Origin of the sequence: Thalassotalea insulae (assembly GCF_030161395.1) — a bacterium.
Classification (GTDB): domain Bacteria; phylum Pseudomonadota; class Gammaproteobacteria; order Enterobacterales; family Alteromonadaceae; genus Thalassotalea_E; species Thalassotalea_E insulae.
The window spans coordinates 782,191-804,617 of sequence record NZ_BSST01000001.1 but is presented as its reverse complement, the minus strand read 5'-3'; the positions used below and the strand labels follow the sequence as shown (position 1 = coordinate 804,617).

Genomic DNA, 22,427 nt, shown 5'->3' with positions numbered 1-22,427 from the left:
TGATATCGAATCATTAGGAAAGCACATGAGTAAAATGTTTTCAGAATTACTTAAAATGGCAAGTGAGCAGGAACAACCACAACGTTTGTTATTTTTATTCATCCGACCGGAAGAAAAAAACGCCCGTAAGCAAAAGAAATTGCAAAAGGGGCATTTGGCTCCGGTGATGTGCGTCGACAAGTTACCTGAAGAATTATCTGGCTTTGAGGCATTGGTCGCCGAAGCTGATAGCATTGATAAAAGCTGGCAATTAATGTTTGTTTCAGGACTAAGTGGTAGCAATAACCAGGCGCCAAGTACTGAAGATGCTGAACCATATTTAAATAAAATGACCAATGATTTAGTTACCGGTAAAAATATCGCTAACTATCTGGTGCTTGATCGTGCAGGCAATCCGATTGAAATGATGGTCAACTAAATTTTGTAAATATTTAGTCGCTTTATTAACGTCAGCTTTTAAATAAGCTGACGACTATGATCAGCATTGCTACCCATAAACTTGATAACATCAGCCAAAACCATACTTTACTTTGCTTGTCTTTGAGTTCGGGCACGTCGAGTAAAAATGCCGGGTTGGGCTGGGTTAAATCTGTGATGAACTCTTCCAGCGTTAAGTAACGTTTTTCTGGATGGATCTGCACGCCTTTTTCCAACGCTCGATCAAACCAGATAGGGATCACTGGATTATAATGGCTAGCGGGAATATAGCGTAACCTGTCATAATCAAAAGCATTACGGCACTCTTCAATTTTTTCGCCATAAGGGAGTTTACCGGTAAATATTTCATAGGCCAAGGTGGCAAGAGCATATAAGTCTCCTTGAACTCCGGTATTATGGCCTAATAGATATTGGGGATCTGAGTAAGTTGCGGTGCCGAGTGCCCCTTCGTGTTCTATCGGGTTAAACAATTCTGCTGTACCAGCGACGAAGGTTGAACCAAAGTCGACGATTTTTATTTCTCTTTGTTTATTGATCAGTATGTTAGCGGGTTTTAAATCCTGATGAATGGTTTCTTTTTCGTGAAAGTCGTTTAATCCCTGCGCTATCTGCTTAACGATATTAATCGCTATTTTAGGAGCGGGTAAGGGATTTTTCAGTATCCACTTATCCAGACCGATTCCTTCGACATATTCCATTAAATAATATAAACAAGTGCGAGGGCGGTTTTGATGTAGCACTTTGACAATGTACTTGCTACTTAGCCTTTTGCCTATCCATTCCTCCTGAATAAAACGATCAATGTAATGAATATCGTCACTAAAATTAATTGACGGCGTTTTCATTACCACTTGCTCACCTGAGCTGGTGTCAGAAACTAGATAAAGTTGTGAGCGACTACTGGCAAATAATTCTTTTTCAACGACAAAACCATCAAGTTTCATTCCTGGTTCTAACGGTGGTGGAAACGGTAAACGGGTAAGCTTAGTGTTAAAATCATCCAAACTTTCTTTGGCTATGCTGGTGATTTCGCTAACGATACATGAAATATTGTCATCACTTTGTTTGCTAAGAGCTAATTGCACCAGTTGTTCGGCTTTTTCTTGTGCACCAATTGACGTTGATAAAATATCTATGATGTCTTGTTCACTAATAAAGTCATGGACACCATCTGTGGTTAATAAAAATTGATCACCAGTATTAAGTGCAAGTTTGCCGTAATCGATATGGACATTGTTATCCATCCCTAGGGCACGAGTGAGGTAACTCTTGCCTTCGGTGATATAGGCACAGTGATCGCGAGTCAATTGTTTGAGTTCACCATTTCTGAGTAAAAAGATCCGGCTGTCACCGATATGAAAAAAATGGGCGGTTTGAGATTTAAATACCAGTCCGACAAAAGTACATAAATAGCCTTTTTGTTCAGAGGCATATTGATGACTTTTTTTAAACAAAGATAAATTTGTAGCTGACAGAATCTTCTTACCACAGTGGGATACCGACCAGGTATCTGGTGATAAATAATAATCTTCAACAAAACGGGCGACGGCCGTGCTACTGGCCTGTTGACCTGCTTCTGCGGTGCTAACACCGTCAGCTAAAGCACAACAGATGCCTTTGCTACTAACAGCAGTATCGTTGTCAGGAATATTAAATGCTACCGCATCTTCATTAACTGGCTTTAGCCCAGCGATGGATTGACTACCAATGGATACCTGCAGTTGGCTCGAGGTTTCATTCATGTCATTTACCCTGTTCACCTATTGGGATATATACTTGTTACTTAAGCATATATCCCAATAAATAAAAACAGTTAAAGCGAGCCTATAGTGCTCGCTTTAACCATTGCTCTTATTCGCTCTTTAGGTGCATGACTAAGAGACATCTATCATATGAACGGTACCATCTTCCATTACTTCAGCAATTTGTCCTCGCGGCTCATCTAAAAACCAAGCGGCGAAGAAAATGACTAATGCTGAACAGCCGATGACCATAAAGAAGGTGCTGTAATCAACAAATGATAATACGGTTAAATAGGTAACTGCACCAACGTTGCCATAAGCACCTGCCATACCGGCAATCTGTCCGGTCATACGACGTTTAACCAGAGGAACGATAGCAAACACCGCACCTTCGCCTGCTTGGACAAAGAATGAACAGCACATGGTAGCAATTACCGCTAATGGAATAGCCCAAGCACCGGTTATTTGGCTAAGGACAAAATAGCCTACTGCTAAACCGCCAATTAATACCATTAAGCTTTTACGGCGACCAATTTTATCGGATAAGTGACCACCCGTTGGACGAGCGACTAAGTTCATAAAGGCAAAACCTGATGCCAGTAAGCCTGCCTTAACTGGATCTAGGCCATCAAATGTTTCCAAAAAGAATAATGGCAACATAGAAACAACCGCTAATTCTGAGCCAAATGTCACAAAATAGGCAACATCTAAGATCGCGACATTCTTAAAATGATATTTTTCTAAATCTGCAACCCCGTTAGTTAAGTTGTCTTTATTAACTATCCAGATTTGTCTAATTTGGAAAACCATTAAGACCGCTAACACAATCCATGCGATATACATGGTTTGTTCGCTAAATAAGCTAACGCCTGCTGGTGATAATTTCCAGGCAAGCACCGCAAGGGCAAGGTACATAGGGACGTTCATTGCCAAATAGAAATAAAAATCTTTCCAGCTAGTGACTTCTAAACCGCCATTCTTTTTCGGTTTGAAATAAGTGGAACCTTTTGGGGTATTACGTGCCTGATTGTAATAAATAAAGCTATATAAGCCAATAATAATACCGGTAACACCAATAGCATAACGCCAGCCGTCTTCTCCGCCGAAAACAGCGGCCAAGGTAGGCAAGGTCATGGCTGCTGCGGCTGAACCAAAGTTGCCCCAGCCACCGTATATACCTTCAGCGATCCCTACTTGTTTTGCCGGGAACCACTCTCCCACCATACGAATACCGATAACAAATCCTGCACCGGTAAAGCCTAGTAAGAAGCGAAATAGCGCAAGACGCTCATAACTGTCGGCAAAAGCAAAACCTAAACAAGTAAAAGCGGAAATAAATAGCAATCCGCTGTAAACAATTCTCGGGCCGTATTTATCTACTAAAATGCCAATGACAATACGGGCAGGTATCGTTAGTGCTACGTTTAATATCAGCAGAGCTTTTATTTGGGCGCTTGATAAATCAAAGGCTTCTTTAATAAATGCCAGCATAGGGGCGTGGCTAAACCACACGACAAAGGTTAAAAAGAATGCAAACCAAGTGATATGCAAAGTTTTGATTTTGGGGTCTCCAAAATTGAGTAGTCGCATTTTTCCATCGGCTTCAGACATAGTACGTCTCCCAAGAGTATTTAGCGGCAAATTCAAATTACGTGAATCGCCTTGTTTTCGTTAGCGCTATCATTACTTGTTGGTGAAATAAAATATTGACCTAAATCAAGTTTGTGAGGTTAGTAAAATGCTAGTTTTAACTTGGCTACCACTATTAGGTTGTTCCTTGTTTATAGAGATAGTGCGGTAAATAAAGGGAAGGTACCCCATTGGAGGTAGGTGGAAAGGCTTGAGTGGTTAGCGGGGAAACTATGAGGTATTGTGTTATTGATATTTAGAGTAGAAGATAATACTGATTTTTAGGGAGACACCTAAGGTTGATATCAACCCAAACAGGTTAATATATGCAAACTCACCACAGTAAGGCCAATATTGCATTAACACTGGCAACATTAACTTTTGCCGCCAATTTTTCTGTTTGGTGTCTTTATGCTGTGCTCGGTATCCAGTTAAAAGAAAATTTGGCGTTGTCATCAACAGAGTTTGGCTTGCTACTTGCCGCACCTATGTTCACCGGTGCTATTTTGCGTTTACCTGTTGGTTTTTTAGTTGAAAAATACTCACCTAAAAAGGTGTTTCTTATCCAGATGGCAGTGCTTATTCCACCGCTTATTTGGCTTAAAACTGCAGAAAGCTATTTTGATTACCTGTTGCTAGGTTTAATGATTGGTATCTCTGGTACATCATTTACCATAGGTATTCGCTATGTCGTTGACTGGTTTGAATCTAAACATCAGGGCACTGCTATGGGGATTTTTGGTGCTGGTAATGCGGGTGCTGCGATCACGTTGGTTTTTGCTCCCGTTATTATCGAGCAGTTTGGTGTTAGCATGGTTGGCCCTATGTACGCTGGCGGTATGCTGTTTGTCATTCTACTGTTTGCCTTTATTGCACCACAAACCCCTAAATATCTACAGCCATCGGAAGAAATCAACTGGTCAACACATTTTGCTACCATGAAAGAGCTGAAAGTATGGCGTTTTGGTTTGTATTATTTTTTCGTGTTTGGCAGTTTTTTAGCCTTAACTATGTGGCTACCGCAATATTATGTTGCCGCTTATGGTTTATCGATTCAACAAGCGATGGCGTTAACCTTATTGTTTGTCGCCAGTTCAAGTTTAGTGCGGGCAATCGGCGGTTGGTTTGCTGATAAATATGGCGCACAGAAAGTGAATTGGGGAGTATTTTGGGTCTGTCTAGTCTGTTTATTCTTTTTAAGTTACCCGCCAACGACTATGGTGATCCAAGGGGTAGAAAAGGATGTTAACCTGTCAATTGAAGTCAATGTTTGGGTCTTTACTTTTTTTATGTTTACTATCGGTATTGCTCAGGGGTTTGGCCGAGCCAGTGTTTATAAAATTATTTATCAGCATTATCCCAAAAAAATGGGCAGCGTTGGTGGCGTCGTCGCTATGGTCGGAGCATTTGGTGGCTGTACCTTGCCAATACTCTTTGGTGTTGCTGTTGACTTTATCGGTGTTTACAGCGCGTGTTTTATGTTGCTCTATGGAGTATTGGCGGCCTGCATGTTGTTGATGTATCTGGCTAATCAACGGGAGAATTATCGTCAACGTATTAAACATGCGATAGCGATGAATTTTCTTGAGCGAGATTAGGGACTATTGGTCTTTCATTTTTGTTAACAGCAATCAGGTTGCGCTAACCTGCTGATTATATTTTTTACTTGTATTTGTTGCCGCTGTATTTCAGCGGTTTTTTTTAAGTTAGCAAAAAGTAGTAGCTAACTACCCATAAGGAGTAGTGTGTCCGGATAGTAGGGATAACGCGGACAGTAATTTGATATATATCAAGTTTTTCTATGCTAACAAGTGTATGGTTGAACTATCAAAATGACTAACGGCTGATGTTGTTTGCAGCTAGCCGATAAAACGCTCTAGTGGAGAGAATACATGAAAACACAATTTAAATTAGGCCTACTCGCTTCTACCATTGCCTTAATGTTGCCGGCGCAAGCAGCAGACTCTTTTGCTGATGCATTAACATCAGGTAAGGCAACGGCAAATTTTAACTTACGTTATGAGTCGGTAGAGCAGGATAACGCAAAAAAAGACGCGGATGCATTGACATTACGTACAAGACTTAACTACACCACAGCGGATGTAAATGGCTGGTCTGCGGCATTAGAACTGGAAGATGCCAGAGCGTTAATGGACGATTATAACGATACCTTAGGCGAAGGAACTGAGTATTCAGTGATTGCCGATCCTGAGCATACCGAATTAGATCAAGGCTATGTTCAGTATAAAAACAAAAAGTTAACCGCAAAATTTGGTCGCCAAGTGTTAACTTTAGATAATCATAGATTTGTTGGTCATGTTGGTTGGCGTCAAGATAGACAAACCTTTGATGCTTTATCACTCGCCTATCAATTTGATAAAAATACACAAGTTAAGTATGCATATATCAATAAACGTAATCGTATTTTTTCTGATGAAAGAGATATTGATGCTAAAGATCATTTATTAAATCTTAGTCACAAAAGTGATATTGGTAACTTTACCGGTTATGCGTATATGCTAGAACAAGATAACAGTAATATTGATCACGATACCTATGGTATTCGCTATAACCACAAAATAGGTCAAGTTGCAGTAACGGCTGAGTTTGCACAGCAAGATGTCGCTGATTTTTCCGCAAATTATTTATTATTGGAAGCGGGGACTCAGTTAGGTGCGGTTAACGTTAAAGCTGGTTATGAGCTATTAGGCTCTGATGATGGCGACTATGGCTTTTCAACACCACTGGCCACTGCGCACAAGTTTAATGGTTGGAGCGATCAGTTTTTAGCAACGCCAGCACAAGGTTTAGTCGATTTATATGTGTCAGTTGGCGGCAAGCTTGCTGGTGGCAAGTGGGCGTTGATAGCCCATGATTATTCTGCTGACGAATCAACCTCAGCGGTAGATGACCTTGGTAATGAATTCAATGCTTTATACGTTAAACCTTTTAACAAGCAGTATAAAGTCGGTATTAAATATGCCGCCTACTCTGCTGGCGATAGTGGGGCAGGTAAAGTAGATACCGATAAACTTTGGCTTTGGGGTGAATTTAAGTTTTAATTCGCAAGCTATTTGGGAATAATAAGGGGGATAATCACTATCCCCTTTTTTGTGGCTATGCTCAAATAGCCATTTTTTGATAAGGCATTTGAAACAAGCCAATAATACGTTTCTTGTTGTCAGTAGCCATCGATGGTCAATGTTAAAGTTACAATATGCCATAAGAGTAGCGTTGGTGGAAATGGCGTATAGCGCAGCTGGTATTTTGGCCGAGAAATATAGGGTAACCGTCTAGCCGCATTAGTTTATTGATAACTGAGCGAACATTATTGCTAGAGGTATAGATCATTTAGCCGTATTGATAAAATAAATAGTCAAACTTTGGTTCTGTAGAATAAGACGTTACACTATAGATCAAGGTTATTTTATTGGTACTCTTGGTGCTACGCTTTCTTTTTTTGATTGCTTTTATCGCTTTCAACCGTTTATCGCTAGCTGCTGAAAGCGATGTTAATCGTTTTAATCAAACGCTTGAGTCTATCAAATCGGTTCAGGAGCAATTGCAGTATGCCCAATCGATAGAGAGTAGTGTTGAACACTGGCCAGCAGAGCCGCAGGGAATGTTTTATCACACTAAAGGTTTGCTGCTTGAAAATAACAAGCAGATCGATGCCAGTATTCAGGCACATACTAAGGCGATTACCATTTTGTCTGCTATTGCACCAAGTGTAACCTTGGTGGAGGCCTATCAGGACAGGTCATACATGATTTATCTGCAGACGTTTGACCCTAAAGCTTACTGTCCAGATCGGGAAAAAGGATTGTCGGTAGCGCGGCAGGTAAACGATGCGAAAGTGCTGGCAACGGCTCTGGTGCACCGTTCTTTTTGTTTTAGCACACCCAATACCTTTATTACGGCGAAAAAATTATTGACAGAAGCGTTAGCTATCTCCGAACGGGAACATTTTGGTGGAGGCTTGCAGGGCATTATTTATAACGCAACGGGTAATGCCTACCGTAATATAGGTTTGCATAAACAAGCATTGGACTATTATCAAACTGCCTATCAAAGCTGGTCTAAGGTGAACAGTTGGAATAGCATGTTTAACATGCTGCATAATATGATCAGTGAAGCTATTGCGCTTAAGTTATGGTCAAAAACACAGCAATTTGTCGAGCAATCGTTTGCTATGGCAGATAATCACCCTAATTTTAAAGATTTTCGCTTTTTTGCCCATTTAAATGATGGTCGCAATCAATATAGCCAGCACCAGTATTTAGCTGCTAAAAAGGCGCTGTTACAGGCGCTGGCACTGAAAACAACCACCAAAGAACAACACTTTATTCGCTACAGCTATTATTTTTTGGCATTAACTGAGTTTCGCCTAGGTAATTTGGAAGCGATGACGACTTATGCTCAATGGTATTTACAGGGGAAGCCAGATCAAGAAAAAGAACGTCGACAACTGCTTGAAATTAATGCCCTGACTGCGCTCGGACAAAAAGACTATCAGCTGGCATTTGAAACTATGTTTGATCGGGTTGCTCTGGAAACTGAAAAAATGTCAGAGATCATACAAAATGATTATATTCAGCAGGCGTTTGAGCATGATTTGAACTTGATTGACTATGAAAAAAAGTTACTCGAGCAAGAACTGGCGATTAATAAATTACATCTACAGCAACAAGCTGATCAAGACAAAATTAAACAACTATCAATTATTTTAGCTGTCTCGTTGCTGGTGTTGTTATCAGGTTTACTGGTTTTTATGTATCGCTCGCGAGCTTATTTTAAAAAACGTGCTCATAGCGATGGCTTAACAGGCATCGCTAATCGTAGGTATATCTTAGAACAGGGTGACAGGCAGTTTGAAAAACATAGCCAACAAGAGCGCTGCTTATCGGTGCTGGTATTGGATATCGATCACTTTAAAAGCATTAATGACAACTACGGTCATGCCATTGGCGATCAAGCCATTAAAGCCACCACTAAGCTTGCTCAGCACAGATTACGCGCTCAGGATATGATTGGGCGTATTGGTGGTGAAGAGTTCATTGTCATCTTGCCTGATGCTGATGTGGCTGTTGCCAGTGACGTTGCCGAACGCATTCGTTACACCATCGCTAATCACTGCTTTAAGTTTGATGACTGCCAGTTGCAATTCACTATTAGCATTGGCATTGCCACTTTAGCAGCAGGAAGTGCTAGCTTTACCTCGCTGATGAATCTGGCAGACATCGCTCTTTATCAGGCTAAGAAAGATGGCCGTAATTGCGTAAGAATTCATAAAGAGGCTGGCAGTCAGTAAAGCCAAAACTGCTAAATGTCGCACTTTTATCGGGCGTGATGCGCTCAATTATTTTTGCTGGTTGTTAGTTACCTGCATTCCCCATACTTGAGGTTTCCCCATTTTTAGCAGATACCTATCTTTAGCGGCACATGCTAACCAACGGGCATTTTTATTCGTTGGGTCCAGTGCGGCTGCTTTTAGTGAAAGCTCCATTGCTCTTTTATTATGCCTTGGTGCTGAGCGCGAATAGGCCTTTTCATTAAATAAATACTACCATTAGCTGTCATTTTTTAATTTTACTAAAAGGAAACTAACCGGGAATTGAGGTAACGTCATCAGGGGTAGCCGCTATTCGATTGAAATTGTTAACGGACAAGTTGGCTTGCGAGCTCGAAAAGAAATAGCTAAATTTAGCTAATTAATCCAATATTGCAACTGCTGGTTGACAAAATAACAAGCTGACTTGCTGGTTTGCAACTACCTGATTTTCTACGCTTAGTGCACAACAATAAATGAAAAAGAGAACCTTATGATATTGGCTGATAAGATTATTAAATTAAGAAAGCAGTGTGGTTGGTCGCAGGAAGAACTGGCTGAAAAGATAAATGTTTCGAGGCAGTCTGTTTCTAAATGGGAGAGCACTAGCAGCATTCCCGATTTAAATCGGATTATTTTGTTAGCAGAGATCTTTGATGTTTCCACTGACTTTTTATTAAAAGATGAGAATGAAGCATTTGACCTCCCTAATGAAAGTAAAGAAGCCACTGTCATGCAAGTTAACTTGGAACAGGCATTACACTATGTTGAAACTAAGATGAAAGTGGCTGATTTGATCACTAAAGGTGTCGTGCTATGCGTATGTTCTGTCGTGCCATTATTTTTCTTTTTAGCAATGGCGCAAACTAACCGTTTGAACTTAACCAGTAATGTAGCGGTGGCGTTAGGCATTGTCGGCATATTGGTTATGGTGTCGATAGGCATAAGCTTTTTTATCAGAATCAATCAATACGAAAGTGATACTGCTGTGATTGACAATGATGTATTTGAGTTAGCTTATGGTGTACATAGCGTTTTTAAAGAGAAATTACAAAAATTTAAAGTCAGCTATAACCGAAGGTTATCTGTAGCTATATTTTTGTTTATCTTCAGTTTTGTCCCCTTGCTTTTTGTTAGCATGTTCTTCGGTGCTGGTGGTGTAATTTTATTAATGCTTAATGTCTTGATGTTAATGGTTGCCGCAGGAATATATATACTTTCGCCAGCCTCAGCTAAATACGATGCCTACAGCAATATACTCAAAGATAGTAGTTTAGAGACAGAAAAAAGTCGGCGTACAAAACGTGCTGAGAAGCTTGCTGCCTTTTACTGGCCAATGCTAACTGCGGTATATCTTGGTTGGAGTTTGTGGACTATGGCTTGGGGAGTAACTTGGGTTGTTTGGCCTGTGGGAGCCGTTCTATTTGTCGCTTTGGTTGGCTTAATGGAATTGTTAAATAAAGAATAATATTTACAGTCGTTGGGATATTAGGACTAGATGCTAAAATGATGGGATCTAGTCCAAAAGCTTAATTAAAAAATCAGCGTGTTAAATATGACGCAGGTAAACAGATAAAGTTGATGCGTTATTTCCACTTTATTAGTTGTTCTTTGTTTTTATTGGTCATTATTACTTCGTCTGATAGTTTACCATCCATACGGCGGCTTCGACGCGGGATTTTAAATTCAGCTTTTTCAACAGGTGCTTAACGTGCACTTTTACTGTACCGTCAGAAATGTCTAATTCGCGGGCGATCAGCTTATTACTTAAGCCTTTAGCGATCAGCTTCAAAATTTCATATTCTCTGCTGGTCAATGAAGATAAGACATTTGAACCTTTTTTCTCTGGCTTTCTCAGCGCGGTTGCTAATACTTCGGTGAGTTTTTCACTCATCACCATTTTGCCCAAGGTTGCTTCTTTGATTTTTTCGATCAGATCGTCCGGATCCATATCTTTTAACAGGTATCCGTCGGCACCACTGCGGATCGCTTCTAAGACGTCTTCATCGTTATCAGAAACGGTTAACATTAAAATACGGGCACTAATACCTTGTAACCTTAACGCTCTCAGGGTTTCCAAACCGTCCATGCCTTGCATATTTAAATCTAAGGTGATCAAATCTGGATCACAGCTTTCAACCAGCTTCAGTGCTTCAGCTCCTGAGCTTGCTTCGGCGACGATTTCCAGTTCGTCTTCTAACTCGATTAATTGTCTCAGGCCTTTTCTTAATAAGGGGTGATCATCAACCATCATGATTGAAATAGGGCTATCGTTACTCATATATATCCTTAGTAAGGTGCTGCTGATGCGAGCATTGCTTTGTCATAGCTTCATTATCGTTATACTAGGCATCAGGGATATTATTATCTTGATGTATATCAATTTTAACTATTTTTAGTTTGGATGCCAGCCATATATTAATTGGTAGTGGTAACTATTACTTATGGGGTAGATAACGGTTGCTATTAATTGCTTGGCAGCCCTTGTTATTAGGCTTTTACCTTGTTTGGACTGAAAAATTTATCAAATTCAGTTCCGGTTAATTACCAATTTAAGCTGCCATTTTATACCCATTTATATTAATTGTTGTTAGTTGTTAGTTCTTACATAGTAGCGGCGTTGATAATAACTAAATTGGAGTGAACCATGGCAGACTTACAAAAATGGGATCCTGAAGATGAGGGATTTTGGGAGTCACAAGGTAAAAAAATTGCAAATCGAAATCTTTGGATTTCAATTCCTAGTTTGTTATGCGGCTTTGCTGTATGGCTTTATTGGGGAATTATAACGGTACAAATGCTGAACTTGGGTTTTCCATTCGCTAAATCTGAATTATTTAGCTTAATGGCAATTGCTGGTTTAACCGGAGCGACGTTACGTATTCCGAGTAGTTTCTTTATCCGTCTTTGCGGTGGTCGAAACACCATCTTTTTTACCACGGCGTTATTGATGCTGCCAGCGGTTGGTGCGGGCATTGCGCTACAAGACCAAAACACACCGCTATGGGTATTTCAGCTGTTAGCTTTCTTATCTGGTTTTGGTGGTGGTAACTTCGCATCATCAATGTCAAATATCAGTTTCTTCTTCCCGAAAAAACAACAAGGCTATGCGCTTGGAATGAATGCAGGTTTAGGCAACTTTGGTGTTACTACCATGCAAATTTTAGTACCGTTATTTATGACTTTTGGTTTATTTGGTGGTGAGCCAATGACCTTAGTCAATACCAGTGGTACCTTAATTGGAAAAATTCCGGCAGGTGCCGATACTTGGATCCATAATGCCGGTTACTTATGGTTGATCTTTTTGATCCCATTGGCCTTTGCAGGCTGGTTAGGTATGAATAACATTAAAACTGCTGATGTCTCGCCAGATATTGGGAATCCGGTAACCTCTTGGTTTTTAATCACAGTAATGCTGTTAATTGGTTTTCTAACTGCTGGTGTTGGTTTGTGGTTATTACTACCGGAAGCGGCAAATGGTTCAGGCTTTGGTGTACCAAAAGAGATCGTCTTGGTGTTAGTGGTGGTTTCTACGGTATTTTTATTAAAACAATTGCCAGGACAAATCAAATCAAGTTTAGAGCGCCAATATAAAATTTTCGATAATAAGCATACCTGGGTAATGAGTGTTATCTATACTATGACCTTTGGTTCATTTATCGGTTTTGCGGCGTCTTTCCCATTATCAATTAAAGTTATTTTTGGTTATCAGCATATGTTAGTTGATGGTGTCATGACTCATGATACCGTAAACCCTAATGGCCCAAGTGCATTAATGTATGCTTGGATGGGGCCTTTTATCGGTGCTTTGATTCGCCCTGTGGGTGGCTGGATTTCTGATAAACTAGGTGGCGCCTTAGTGACACAAGTTTGTGCTGTTGTCATGGTGGTCAGTGCATTAGGTGTAGCTTACTTTATGCAGGCTGCGTATCAGTCAGCGACGCCAGAAGAATTTTTCGTACCGTTTTTCATCTTATTCCTAATTTTGTTTGCCGCTACCGGTATTGGTAACGGCTCAACTTTCCGCACTATTGCCATGGTGTTTCCAAAAGAGCAAGCAGGTCCGGTATTAGGTTGGACATCAGCGGTCGCTGCCTATGGCGCATTCTATATTCCAAAAGTATTAGGTGAGCAAATTAAAGCAACAACGCCTGAGGTGGCTCTGATTGGCTTTGCCGCTTTCTATGCAATATGTATCTTTATTAATTATTGGTTCTATCTGCGTAAAAATGGTGAGTATTATAATCCATAGTCGTAGGGCGTACATGAATTGAAAAGGGCTGTTTAGCCCTTTTTTTCGGGCTAAACAAAAGTAATAGCAATAATAAACAAATGGCTCAGGCCACCGTTGCCGCTGATTTAATAAAAGCTGGTTGAAATATTAGCTCAACCAAAGTGCCACCGGTTGCTAAATTGCGAATCGCAATATCTCCTGCTAAATGTTGGCTGCGCTCTTGAATAATGGCTAAACCATAGTGATTCAATTTTTCCGGATCGTCACCGATACCGATACCGTTATCGGTAATTTCCATATGAATATTTTTCTCTTCATCAGCAAAAACACTTAAGGTGACTATTGTCGCTTTTGAATGTTTTAGGGCATTTTGGGTTGCTTCTCGGGCAATTTGCATTAAGTGAATTTCTTCATTCGGCGTTAATGGCAAGTTCTGGATTTGATAATCTAACGTAAATTCCATTAAACCATTAGCGCGTTCGTTGAGTTGTTGAATGGTTTCTAAAAACGTTTGTTGTAAACCAGAAACATCAATTTTTAACCGGAAGGTGGTTAGTAGTTCTCTCAGTTGCATATAGGCTGAATCTAACCCGGTTTTTAATTCCACCACTACATCTTCAATTTGTTCTTCAGAAGCTGATTTTTTGCGTAATTTTTGTAAGCGCGATACTTGAAATTTCAGATAAGACAAAGCCTGAGCCAGTGAATCGTGTAGTTCTCTGGCAATAACGTTACGCTCATTTAACAAGGTGATACGGCGGCTCTGTTCATTTTGCTGGCGAATATGTAAGCCGTTGGCAATTAAGGTAGTAATTGAAGTAAATAGCTGATGTTGCCATGCTTCTAACGGCGTTTCAGCATCAAGGTTACATACCAATACGCCATAATTAATATTGTCTTTAATAATCGGGTAGCGCATGACCATTTGGTTATTGGATGTTGATACCCCGTTATTATTGGATAAACAGCCTTCACAATCACCCACCTGACATTTTCCGGGGAGATCTTTGTTCAGGGTAATAATATGCTCATACGGCTGATTACTATTATTGGCGGTTAAACATAAGTCTAGGTCTTTTTTCTCGGTAATTTGGGCTAATTTTTCTGTGATCGGTTGTAAGTTTAATGAGTCGCCTGGTTCATTGATCAGTTGCGAGGTTTGGTAAAGTAATTCTAAGGTATCGTTGGTTTGTCTGAGCTTTTTCGTTTTTTGTGCAACGCGATTTTCCAGTTGGCCATAGGATTGCGATAGCGCAATTGACATTTTATTCATGGTTTCAGCCAGTAAACCCAGCTCATCATTTTGCTGAATGTTGGTTTTGGCAGTGTAATCTCCAGACATAATTTTTCTGGCAGAGCTGGTTAATTCAGACAAGGGTTTTTCAATACGGCGACTGATTTGGTGCATGGTAAAGACGACTAAAAAGATGGTCACCATTAATGAAATCCCTAAAATCATCCGTATCAGCAATATTCTGTTTTCAGCCCGTTGTTGATACAAACCGACTAAGCTGTCGAGCCTAAGGACAAAGTTTTCAATAATATTATTAATGCTAATTAATTTGTCTTCTGTCAGCTGTTGAGGTTGCTCGACTAGTAAATCTAATTCAGGCTTTAATTTTGTTACCCAGGTTTGACGGATCCCGTCGAGTGTTTCCTTTAGTGGCATTTGGTCTAATGCACCTGAATTTCCCTCCATCATAGGAGCATTCACTTTTTCACCAAATTCAATAATTGCCTGTTTGGTTTTTTGCTGTTGTTTTACTAATGAAGATGAACTGATTTGCGGCAGTAATTCGATATTGGCAAGAATTTTATAGCTTTGTTTACGCAATGAACCGGCATGGTTAATGATCAGAGCATCCTGATCTGCCATTTCACTGATAAAGACCGAGCTGAACATACTCAAAATGGAAATAGCGCTGATCAAAAACATCATTGAGCCGATACGAAAAATTATCGAGTTAAATAAACGGTCAAAAATACTATTTTTCATGCCTTACCTTTGGGAATACCTATAAAAACTAAAAATCAGCAATATCATCAGCCTCAAATATCCCTCTTTGGCTGTAACGCCTATTCTATCGAAATTTGCGCAAAAACGCTGCTACCTACAAAGGGGTAGTATCAGGGTAGTATGAATTTTTACAAATTTTTAAACTTGATCGAGATCAAGTAACGCTTTTATCGACGCTCTATTATGCATGAAAGACAATAAATGCTTGGAGAGTAATATGAGTCGTTTTTTGGATAGATTACGCTTTTTTAAGCCGAAATCTGAAAGCTTCTCAGGTGACCATGGGGTTACAACTGAAGAAGATCGTAGCTGGGAAGATGGTTATCGCCGTCGCTGGCAACATGACAAAATTGTACGTTCAACCCACGGCGTCAACTGTACCGGTTCTTGTAGCTGGAAAATTTATGTTAAAGACGGATTAGTCACCTGGGAAACACAACAAACCGACTACCCGCGTACTCGTCCTGATTTGCCGAATCATGAACCTCGTGGTTGTCCGCGTGGTGCATCTTATTCCTGGTATATCTACAGCGCTAACCGTTTGAAATATCCTAAAGTTCGCAAAAAATTAATTAAACTGTGGCGTGAAGCAAAAGCGCAATATAAAGATCCGGTTGTCGCATGGAAGTCAATTGTTGAAGATAAAGCGAAAGCGCAATCTTATAAACAGCAACGTGGTTTAGGTGGTTTTGTGCGTGCTGACTGGAGTGAAGTCAACGAAATTATCGCTGCCGCCAATGTTTATACCACTAAAGCTTATGGTCCAGATCGTGTCTCTGGCTTCTCGCCAATTCCTGCGATGTCTATGGTGTCATATGCTGCTGGTGCTCGTTATTTGTCGCTTATTGGTGGTAACTGTTTAAGTTTCTACGACTGGTATTGTGATTTACCACCAGCATCACCACAAATTTGGGGTGAGCAGACGGATGTGCCTGAATCGGCCGATTGGTATAACTCAAACTATATTATTGCCTGGGGCTCAAATGTGCCACAAACGCGTACCCCAGATGCGCATTTCTTAACGGAAGTTCGCTATAAAGGCACTAAAGTGGTGTCGATTACCTCAGATTACTCGGAATTATCTAAACTCACCGATCAGTGGTTAGCGCCGAAACAAGGGACAGATGCCGCCTTAGCGATGGCCTTTGGTCATGTGATTTTAAAGGAATACCACACCACAGGTAAGAGCGAATACTTTAATGAGTATGTCCGTTCAACCACAGATTTCCCTATGCTGGTGATGCTTGATGAAAAAGACGGTCAGCTTATTCAGGGCCGTTTCTTACGCGCATCTGATTTAGCGGATAATTTAGGTCAGGACAACAACCCCGAATGGAAAACCATTGCCTTAAATGAAGCCAATGATCAATTAATTTCACCAAATGGCTCTGTTGGTTATCGCTGGGGAGAAGATGGTCGTAAACGCGGCAAGTGGAATATCGAGCAGCGTGACGGTAAAACTGGTGATGAAGTGACGTTAAAAGTGAGCTTGAAACAAGGCCATGACGAGATTGTTAATGTTGCTTTCCCATATTTTGCCACAGAAGAAAATGCCCATGAGCATAATTACTTCGATCATACCGAACACAGTGCGGTGATTAATCGCAAAGTGCCGGTGAAAAAAATTACCTTAGCTGATGGTAAAGCCGTGTTTGTCACCACAGTATTTGATTTAACATTGGCAAATTATGGTGTTGATAACGGCTATGAGTGTGAAAATTGCGCCACTGATTATGATCAGGACTTACCTTATACGCCCAAATGGCAAGAGAAGATCACCGGTTGTCGTCCTGAAGATGTGATCAAGGTAGCAAAAGAATTTGCTGATAATGCGGATAAAACTCGTGGTCGCTCTATGGTGATTGTTGGTGCTGCATTAAACCACTGGTATCACATGGATATGAATTACCGTGGCTTAATTAACATGTTAATGATGTGTGGCTGTGTTGGTCAGTCAGGTGGTGGTTGGGCACACTATGTTGGTCAGGAAAAACTCCGTCCACAAACTGGTTGGCAGCCATTAGCCTTTGGCCTTGATTGGCAACGTCCGCCTCGTCATATGAATGGTACTTCGTTTTTCTATAACCACTCAAGTCAGTGGCGTTATGAAAAATTGGCGATGGATGAAGTGATTTCACCATTGGCTGATAAAGAAAAATGGTCTGGTTCAATCATTGACTTTAACTCACGTGCCGAACGTATGGGCTGGTTACCTTCAGCACCGCAATTAGGTGTTAACCCGCTAGACTTATGTAAAGAAGCGGATGCTGCTGGGATGTCTGCAAAAGATTATGCGGTGGATAAATTAAAATCTGGTGATTTGAAATTTGCTTGTGAAGAGCCGGATAACCCGCAAAACTTCCCGCGCAATATGTTTGTTTGGCGTTCAAACCTATTAGGTTCTTCAGGTAAAGGCCATGAATATATGCTTAAGCATTTATTAGGCACTAAACACGGCTTAATGGGTAAAGATTTAGGCGAAGCCGGGGATAAAAAACCAGAAGACGTTAAGTTTGAAGAGCAAGGCGCAGAGGGGAAAGTTGACCTGTTTGTGACTTTAGATTTTAGAATGTCAACGACCTGTTTGTACTCAGATATCGTTTTACCAACGGCAACCTGGTATGAAAAAGATGATATGAATACCTCGGATATGCATCCGTTTATTCACCCATTATCAAAAGCGGTGGACCCTGTTTGGGAAGCGCGCAGTGACTGGGACATATTTAAAGGTATTGCGAAAAAATTCTCAGAGTTAACCGATGGTCATTTGGGTAAAGAAAAAGATTTGGTCACTGTACCTATCTTACATGACACTCCGGCGGAAATTGCTCAGCCATTTGGCGTTAAAGCCTGGTGGAAAGGAGAATGTGATTTAATTCCTGGCAAAACGGCACCTAATTTGGTTGAAATTGAGCGTGATTACCCTAATACCTATGCTCGTTTTACTTCACTTGGTCCATTATTGGATAAGTTAGGCAATGGTGGTAAAGGGATTTCCTGGGATACTCAGGATGAAGTGGATTTCTTAGGTAAGCTAAATAAAGTACATCATCAAGGGGCAAATGAAGGGCGCCCTAAGATTGATTCTGCCATTGATGCTTGTGAAGTTATTCTTTCGCTTGCGCCAGAAACCAATGGTCAGGTTGCGGTAAAAGCTTGGGATGCCCTCGGTAAAATTACTGGTCGTGAGCATACCCATCTGGCTAAGCCAAAAGAGGAAGAAAAAATTCGCTTCCGTGATATTCAGGCGCAGCCACGTAAGATCATTTCATCTCCTACCTGGTCAGGATTGGAAGATGAGCATGTCTCTTATAATGCTGGTTACACCAATGTGCACGAGTTAATCCCATGGCGCACAGTTACTGGTCGTCAGCAGTTCTATCAAGATCATGAATGGATGCGCGACTTTGGTGAAACTATGTGTCTGTATAAGCCACCAATTAACTTAAAAACCGTGCAGCCATTAATGAATGCTAAACCTAATGGTAATACTGAAATTGCACTTAACTGGATCACACCACATCAAAAATGGGGTATCCATTCAACTTACTCAGATAACTTACTTATGCTGACGTTGTCGCGTGGCGGTCCAATTGTCTGGTTATCCGAAGTTGATGCGGAAAAAGCGGGCATTATCGATAATGACTGGATTGAAGTCTTTAACGTTAATGGTGCTATTGCAGCGCGTGCCGTAGTCTCGCAGCGGGTGCCAGAGGGCATGAGTATGATGTATCACGCTCAGGAGCGTATTGTGAATGTTCCCGGCGCGGAAACTACAGAAACACGTGGTGGTATTCATAACTCTGTGACTCGTGCGGTGATGAAGCCAACTCATATGATTGGTGGTTATGCTCAACAGTCATACGGTTTTAACTATTATGGTACTGTCGGTTGTAACCGGGATGAGTTTGTTATCGTTCGTAAGATGAATAAAGTGGATTGGTTAGATGATGAAGCCCAAGGTGGGCAAGACCAGTCAGAAGCACAACTAAACGAGTTTAGAAAGTAGGAGAACCGCTATGAAAGTTAGAGCGCAAATAGGTATGGTGCTGAACTTAGATAAATGTATCGGTTGTCATACATGTTCAGTCACTTGTAAAAATGTTTGGACCTCGCGTGAAGGGGTCGAATATGCCTGGTTTAACAACGTTGAATCTAAACCTGGTGTTGGTTACCCGAAAGAGTGGGAAAATCAGGATAAATGGAATGGTGGTTGGGTCCGTAACTCAGCTGGCAAACTAGAACCCAAGCAAGGGGGCAAACGCCGGATTTTAGCGAATATTTTTGCTAACCCGGATTTACCCGAAATTGATGATTATTACGAACCGTTTGATTTTGATTATCAGCATTTGCATAAAGCTGGTGAGTCAAAGCATCAGCCGGTAGCACGTCCTCGTTCGTTAATTTCCGGTCAGCGGATGGAAAAAATAAACTGGGGACCTAACTGGGAAGAAATTCTTGGTACCGAGTTTAAACATCGTAAGGCGGATAAAAACTTTGACCATGTCCAAGCGGATATTTATGGTCAGTTTGAAAAAACTTTTATGATGTATCTGCCACGCTTATGTGAGCACTGCTTAAACCCAGCCTGTGTTGCCAGCTGCCCAAGTGGTGCTATCTATAAGCGCGAAGAAGATGGCATTGTCTTGATTGATCAAGATAAATGCCGCGGCTGGCGGATGTGTGTCTCTGGTTGCCCGTATAAAAAGATCTATTACAACTGGAAAACAGGTAAATCTGAAAAATGTATTTTCTGTTATCCACGAATTGAAGCAGGCCAGCCAACGGTATGTTCTGAAACTTGTGTGGGCCGCATTCGTTATCTGGGAGTGATGCTTTACGATGCAGATCGCATTGAAGAAGCTGCGTCAGTGGCAAACGAAAAAGACTTATACAAGGCGCAATGTGATATTTTCCTCGATCCACACGATGAAAAAGTGCAGCAAGCGGCACGTAAAGAAGGTATTCCTCAAGCCTGGCTTGATGCGGCAATTGAATCGCCGGTTTACAAGATGGCAATGGATTGGAAAGTAGCATTACCACTTCATCCTGAATATCGTACCTTGCCAATGGTTTGGTATGTACCGCCATTAAGCCCGGTACAAACAGCGATAGAAGCAGGACACGTTGGACAAAATGGTGTGATCCCCGATTTGAAATCGTTACGTATCCCAATGAAATATTTGGCTAACTTGTTAACTGCTGGCGATGAGAAACCTGTGGTTGATGCGTTAGAGCGGATGCTGGCAATGCGTGCTTATAAGCGTTCTCAACAAGTTGAACAGGTTGAAGATCTCGCGGTGCTCGAGCAAGTGGGGCTAAGTAAGTATCAGGTTGAAGATATGTACCAAACTATGGCGATTGCTAATTATGAAGATCGCTTTGTTATCCCAACCACTCATAAAGTGCAGACTGACAACGCCTTTAATGAAAAATCAGGTTGTGGTTTTAGTTTCGGTAACGGTTGCGCAACCGGCTCTAGCGGTACTAACTTATTTGGTGGTAAGAGCCAGACTCAGCGTGAAGTTATCCCTGTTAGCATGATTGAACCAAACGAATAGGAGGTTGTATGGATATTTTAGCTTTGATCTCTCGTTTGATTGATTATCCAACAGAAGAACTGGTAAATGCGAAGGCAGACGTAGTTGGTTTTATTGAAAGCGATGAACACCTGACTGCAGACGACAAAGCGGGATTGCTCAACTTTGTTGAGCAGCGTTTTTCGATGGATTTACTAGATTGGCAGTCGGACTATGATGCGATGTTTGAACGTGGCCGTACGCTGTCATTATTGCTTTTTGAACACATTCACGGTGAAAGCCGTGATCGTGGTCAGGCGATGATAGATCTGATTGCACAATATAAGGCCGCGGGTCTGGATATCGGCCTTCGTGAATTACCGGATTATATTCCGCTGTTTTTAGAGTTTGTTTCTACTCAAGGTGCAGCTAATGCTCGCGGTTGGTTACAAGATGTTGCGCATATTCTTGCACTGCTGAAAGTGCGTCTGGAAAAACGTGACAGCGAATATGCCGCTTTGTTTAGCGCACTGGTTAACCTTGCTCAGGCTGATATCGATTATGCCGATCTTGCTGAGCAGGTTAAAGGTGAAAAACGTGATGACACTAAAGAAGCCATCGATAAGGTTTGGGAAGAAGAAATGGTGAAATTTGGTCCTGATGCCAATAGTGATGCCTGTGGCACTGCTGTTAATAAACCATCTCCAGCCCAACGCCGCGATCAAGATGTTCCTATTCAATTTATTGATGCAATTGTTGCCGACACAGTGGCGAAAGAAAACGTGTCAGCGGTAACTGTATCAGGAGGTAATTAATCATGGATTACTTAAATACGCTGTTATTTGGACTTTATCCTTATATTGCATTAACTATTTTTATTGTCGGTTCTATGCTTCGTTATGACCGTGAGCAATACACTTGGAAAACCGGTTCAAGCCAGATGCTGGAAGGTAAAGGCATTAAAAAAGGCTCGATGGCATTTCATATTGGTATTATGGCAGTGCTAGCCGGTCACTTTGTTGGTTTGCTGACGCCGTCACAAGTATGGCACGCGCTTGGTGTAACAGCAGCAACTAAACAGTTGATCGCGATGGGCGCCGGTGGCTTCTTTGGCTTAATTTGTTTATATGGCATTTTGATCTTATTGAATCGCCGGTTAAATAATCCGCGTGTCCGGGCAACCAGTACCACTATGGATATTTTGATCTTGGTTCTTATCTTTATTCAATTAGCGCTTGGTTTGATCAGTATTTTATTCTCTTTCAGTCATTTAGACGGCAGTGAAATGCTGAAAATGATGAGCTGGGCACAGAATATCGTGACCTTTGATCTGACTGAAGCGGCGATGTCACTCAGCAGTGTTGGTTTGATTTATAAGCTGCACATTTTGTTGGGTATGACATTGTTTGTCTTGTTCCCATTCAGTCGTTTAGTTCATATCTGGAGCGTACCGGTGAAATACTTTGGTCGTAATTATCAGATAGTACGCGCAAAATAGCGGTATCAGCCAGCCGATTAA

The 22,427-nt window shown here is 41.1% G+C and carries 15 protein-coding genes; 10 read left to right on the top strand and 5 right to left on the bottom strand.

What is annotated here, in order from left to right; all coding sequences use genetic code 11:
* Positions 1-25 precede the first annotated feature (25 nt).
* The gene (locus QQK06_RS03775; RefSeq protein ID WP_284243274.1) at positions 26-418 is read left to right on the top strand and encodes a ribonucleotide reductase subunit alpha; all 393 of its coding nucleotides are present in this window, start codon (positions 26-28) and stop codon (positions 416-418) included.
* A gap of 31 nt (positions 419-449) precedes the next feature.
* Here QQK06_RS03775 and QQK06_RS03770 read toward each other — a convergent pair whose 3' ends face one another.
* On the bottom strand, positions 450-2,180 hold the full coding sequence (locus QQK06_RS03770; protein WP_284243273.1) for a bifunctional protein-serine/threonine kinase/phosphatase: 1,731 nt from the start codon (positions 2,178-2,180) through the stop codon (positions 450-452).
* A 132-nt stretch (positions 2,181-2,312) separates the two neighbouring features.
* Positions 2,313-3,791: a NarK family nitrate/nitrite MFS transporter gene (locus tag QQK06_RS03765; RefSeq protein WP_284243272.1), complete on the bottom strand. Its 1,479-nt coding sequence runs from the start codon at positions 3,789-3,791 to the stop codon at positions 2,313-2,315.
* 344 nt (positions 3,792-4,135) lie between these two features.
* Here QQK06_RS03765 and QQK06_RS03760 point away from each other — a divergent pair, with 344 nt between their 5' ends.
* The 3 genes from QQK06_RS03760 to QQK06_RS03750 all read left to right on the top strand — a co-directional run bounded on the left by QQK06_RS03760 (position 4,136) and on the right by QQK06_RS03750 (position 9,120).
* Complete coding sequence (locus QQK06_RS03760) at positions 4,136-5,407, top strand: MFS transporter (protein ID WP_284243271.1); 1,272 nt, start codon at positions 4,136-4,138, stop codon at positions 5,405-5,407.
* A gap of 294 nt (positions 5,408-5,701) precedes the next feature.
* On the top strand, positions 5,702-6,871 hold the full coding sequence (locus QQK06_RS03755; protein WP_284243270.1) for an alginate export family protein: 1,170 nt from the start codon (positions 5,702-5,704) through the stop codon (positions 6,869-6,871).
* A 380-nt stretch (positions 6,872-7,251) separates the two neighbouring features.
* Positions 7,252-9,120 carry a GGDEF domain-containing protein gene (locus QQK06_RS03750; protein ID WP_284243269.1) on the top strand — a complete coding sequence of 623 codons (1,869 nt, stop codon included), beginning with the start codon at positions 7,252-7,254 and terminating at the stop codon, positions 9,118-9,120.
* Between the two features lie 48 nt (positions 9,121-9,168).
* Here the strand turns inward: QQK06_RS03750 and QQK06_RS03745 are convergent, their stop codons facing one another.
* Positions 9,169-9,315 (bottom strand): hypothetical protein, encoded by a 147-nt coding sequence (locus QQK06_RS03745; RefSeq protein ID WP_284243268.1) that lies wholly within the window; start codon positions 9,313-9,315, stop codon positions 9,169-9,171.
* A gap of 316 nt (positions 9,316-9,631) precedes the next feature.
* Between QQK06_RS03745 and QQK06_RS03740 the strand changes: the two genes are divergently transcribed.
* On the top strand, positions 9,632-10,606 hold the full coding sequence (locus QQK06_RS03740) for a helix-turn-helix domain-containing protein (RefSeq protein WP_284243266.1): 975 nt from the start codon (positions 9,632-9,634) through the stop codon (positions 10,604-10,606).
* A gap of 162 nt (positions 10,607-10,768) precedes the next feature.
* Here the strand turns inward: QQK06_RS03740 and narL are convergent, their stop codons facing one another.
* A complete protein-coding gene (gene narL / locus QQK06_RS03735; protein ID WP_284243265.1) occupies positions 10,769-11,419 on the bottom strand; it encodes a two-component system response regulator NarL in 651 nt (216 codons plus the stop codon).
* Between the two features lie 366 nt (positions 11,420-11,785).
* Here narL and QQK06_RS03730 point away from each other — a divergent pair, with 366 nt between their 5' ends.
* On the top strand, positions 11,786-13,390 hold the full coding sequence (locus QQK06_RS03730; RefSeq protein ID WP_284243264.1) for an MFS transporter: 1,605 nt from the start codon (positions 11,786-11,788) through the stop codon (positions 13,388-13,390).
* Positions 13,391-13,475: 85 nt separating this feature from the next.
* Here the strand turns inward: QQK06_RS03730 and QQK06_RS03725 are convergent, their stop codons facing one another.
* The gene (locus tag QQK06_RS03725; RefSeq protein WP_284243263.1) at positions 13,476-15,368 is read right to left on the bottom strand and encodes a histidine kinase; all 1,893 of its coding nucleotides are present in this window, start codon (positions 15,366-15,368) and stop codon (positions 13,476-13,478) included.
* Positions 15,369-15,606: 238 nt separating this feature from the next.
* Here QQK06_RS03725 and QQK06_RS03720 point away from each other — a divergent pair, with 238 nt between their 5' ends.
* The 4 genes from QQK06_RS03720 to narI are packed head-to-tail and all read left to right on the top strand — an operon-like array spanning position 15,607 to position 22,406.
* Positions 15,607-19,398, top strand: coding sequence for a nitrate reductase subunit alpha (locus QQK06_RS03720; RefSeq protein WP_284243262.1), 3,792 nt, complete (start codon positions 15,607-15,609; stop codon positions 19,396-19,398).
* Positions 19,399-19,408: 10 nt separating this feature from the next.
* A complete protein-coding gene (gene narH, locus QQK06_RS03715; protein ID WP_284243261.1) occupies positions 19,409-20,950 on the top strand; it encodes a nitrate reductase subunit beta in 1,542 nt (513 codons plus the stop codon).
* A gap of 8 nt (positions 20,951-20,958) precedes the next feature.
* Positions 20,959-21,723 (top strand): nitrate reductase molybdenum cofactor assembly chaperone, encoded by a 765-nt coding sequence (narJ, locus tag QQK06_RS03710; RefSeq protein ID WP_284243259.1) that lies wholly within the window; start codon positions 20,959-20,961, stop codon positions 21,721-21,723.
* A gap of 2 nt (positions 21,724-21,725) precedes the next feature.
* Positions 21,726-22,406, top strand: a complete 681-nt coding sequence (gene narI, locus QQK06_RS03705; RefSeq protein ID WP_284243258.1) for a respiratory nitrate reductase subunit gamma — start codon at positions 21,726-21,728, stop codon at positions 22,404-22,406.
* The last annotated feature ends 21 nt before the right edge of the window (positions 22,407-22,427 follow it).

What these genes read in the sequence shown, in the direction of transcription:
- QQK06_RS03775 (WP_284243274.1), top strand. Translation starts at nt 26, where the DNA reads ATGAGTAAAATGTTTTCAGAATTACTTAAAATGGCAAGTGAGCAGGAA.
- QQK06_RS03770 (WP_284243273.1), bottom strand. Translation starts at nt 2,180, where the DNA reads ATGAATGAAACCTCGAGCCAACTGCAGGTATCCATTGGTAGTCAATCC.
- QQK06_RS03765 (WP_284243272.1), bottom strand. Translation starts at nt 3,791, where the DNA reads ATGTCTGAAGCCGATGGAAAAATGCGACTACTCAATTTTGGAGACCCC.
- QQK06_RS03760 (WP_284243271.1), top strand. Translation starts at nt 4,136, where the DNA reads ATGCAAACTCACCACAGTAAGGCCAATATTGCATTAACACTGGCAACA.
- QQK06_RS03755 (WP_284243270.1), top strand. Translation starts at nt 5,702, where the DNA reads ATGAAAACACAATTTAAATTAGGCCTACTCGCTTCTACCATTGCCTTA.
- QQK06_RS03745 (WP_284243268.1), bottom strand. Translation starts at nt 9,315, where the DNA reads ATGGAGCTTTCACTAAAAGCAGCCGCACTGGACCCAACGAATAAAAAT.
- QQK06_RS03740 (WP_284243266.1), top strand. Translation starts at nt 9,632, where the DNA reads ATGATATTGGCTGATAAGATTATTAAATTAAGAAAGCAGTGTGGTTGG.
- narL (WP_284243265.1), bottom strand. Translation starts at nt 11,419, where the DNA reads ATGAGTAACGATAGCCCTATTTCAATCATGATGGTTGATGATCACCCC.
- QQK06_RS03730 (WP_284243264.1), top strand. Translation starts at nt 11,786, where the DNA reads ATGGCAGACTTACAAAAATGGGATCCTGAAGATGAGGGATTTTGGGAG.
- QQK06_RS03725 (WP_284243263.1), bottom strand. Translation starts at nt 15,368, where the DNA reads ATGAAAAATAGTATTTTTGACCGTTTATTTAACTCGATAATTTTTCGT.
- QQK06_RS03720 (WP_284243262.1), top strand. Translation starts at nt 15,607, where the DNA reads ATGAGTCGTTTTTTGGATAGATTACGCTTTTTTAAGCCGAAATCTGAA.
- narH (WP_284243261.1), top strand. Translation starts at nt 19,409, where the DNA reads ATGAAAGTTAGAGCGCAAATAGGTATGGTGCTGAACTTAGATAAATGT.
- narJ (WP_284243259.1), top strand. Translation starts at nt 20,959, where the DNA reads ATGGATATTTTAGCTTTGATCTCTCGTTTGATTGATTATCCAACAGAA.
- narI (WP_284243258.1), top strand. Translation starts at nt 21,726, where the DNA reads ATGGATTACTTAAATACGCTGTTATTTGGACTTTATCCTTATATTGCA.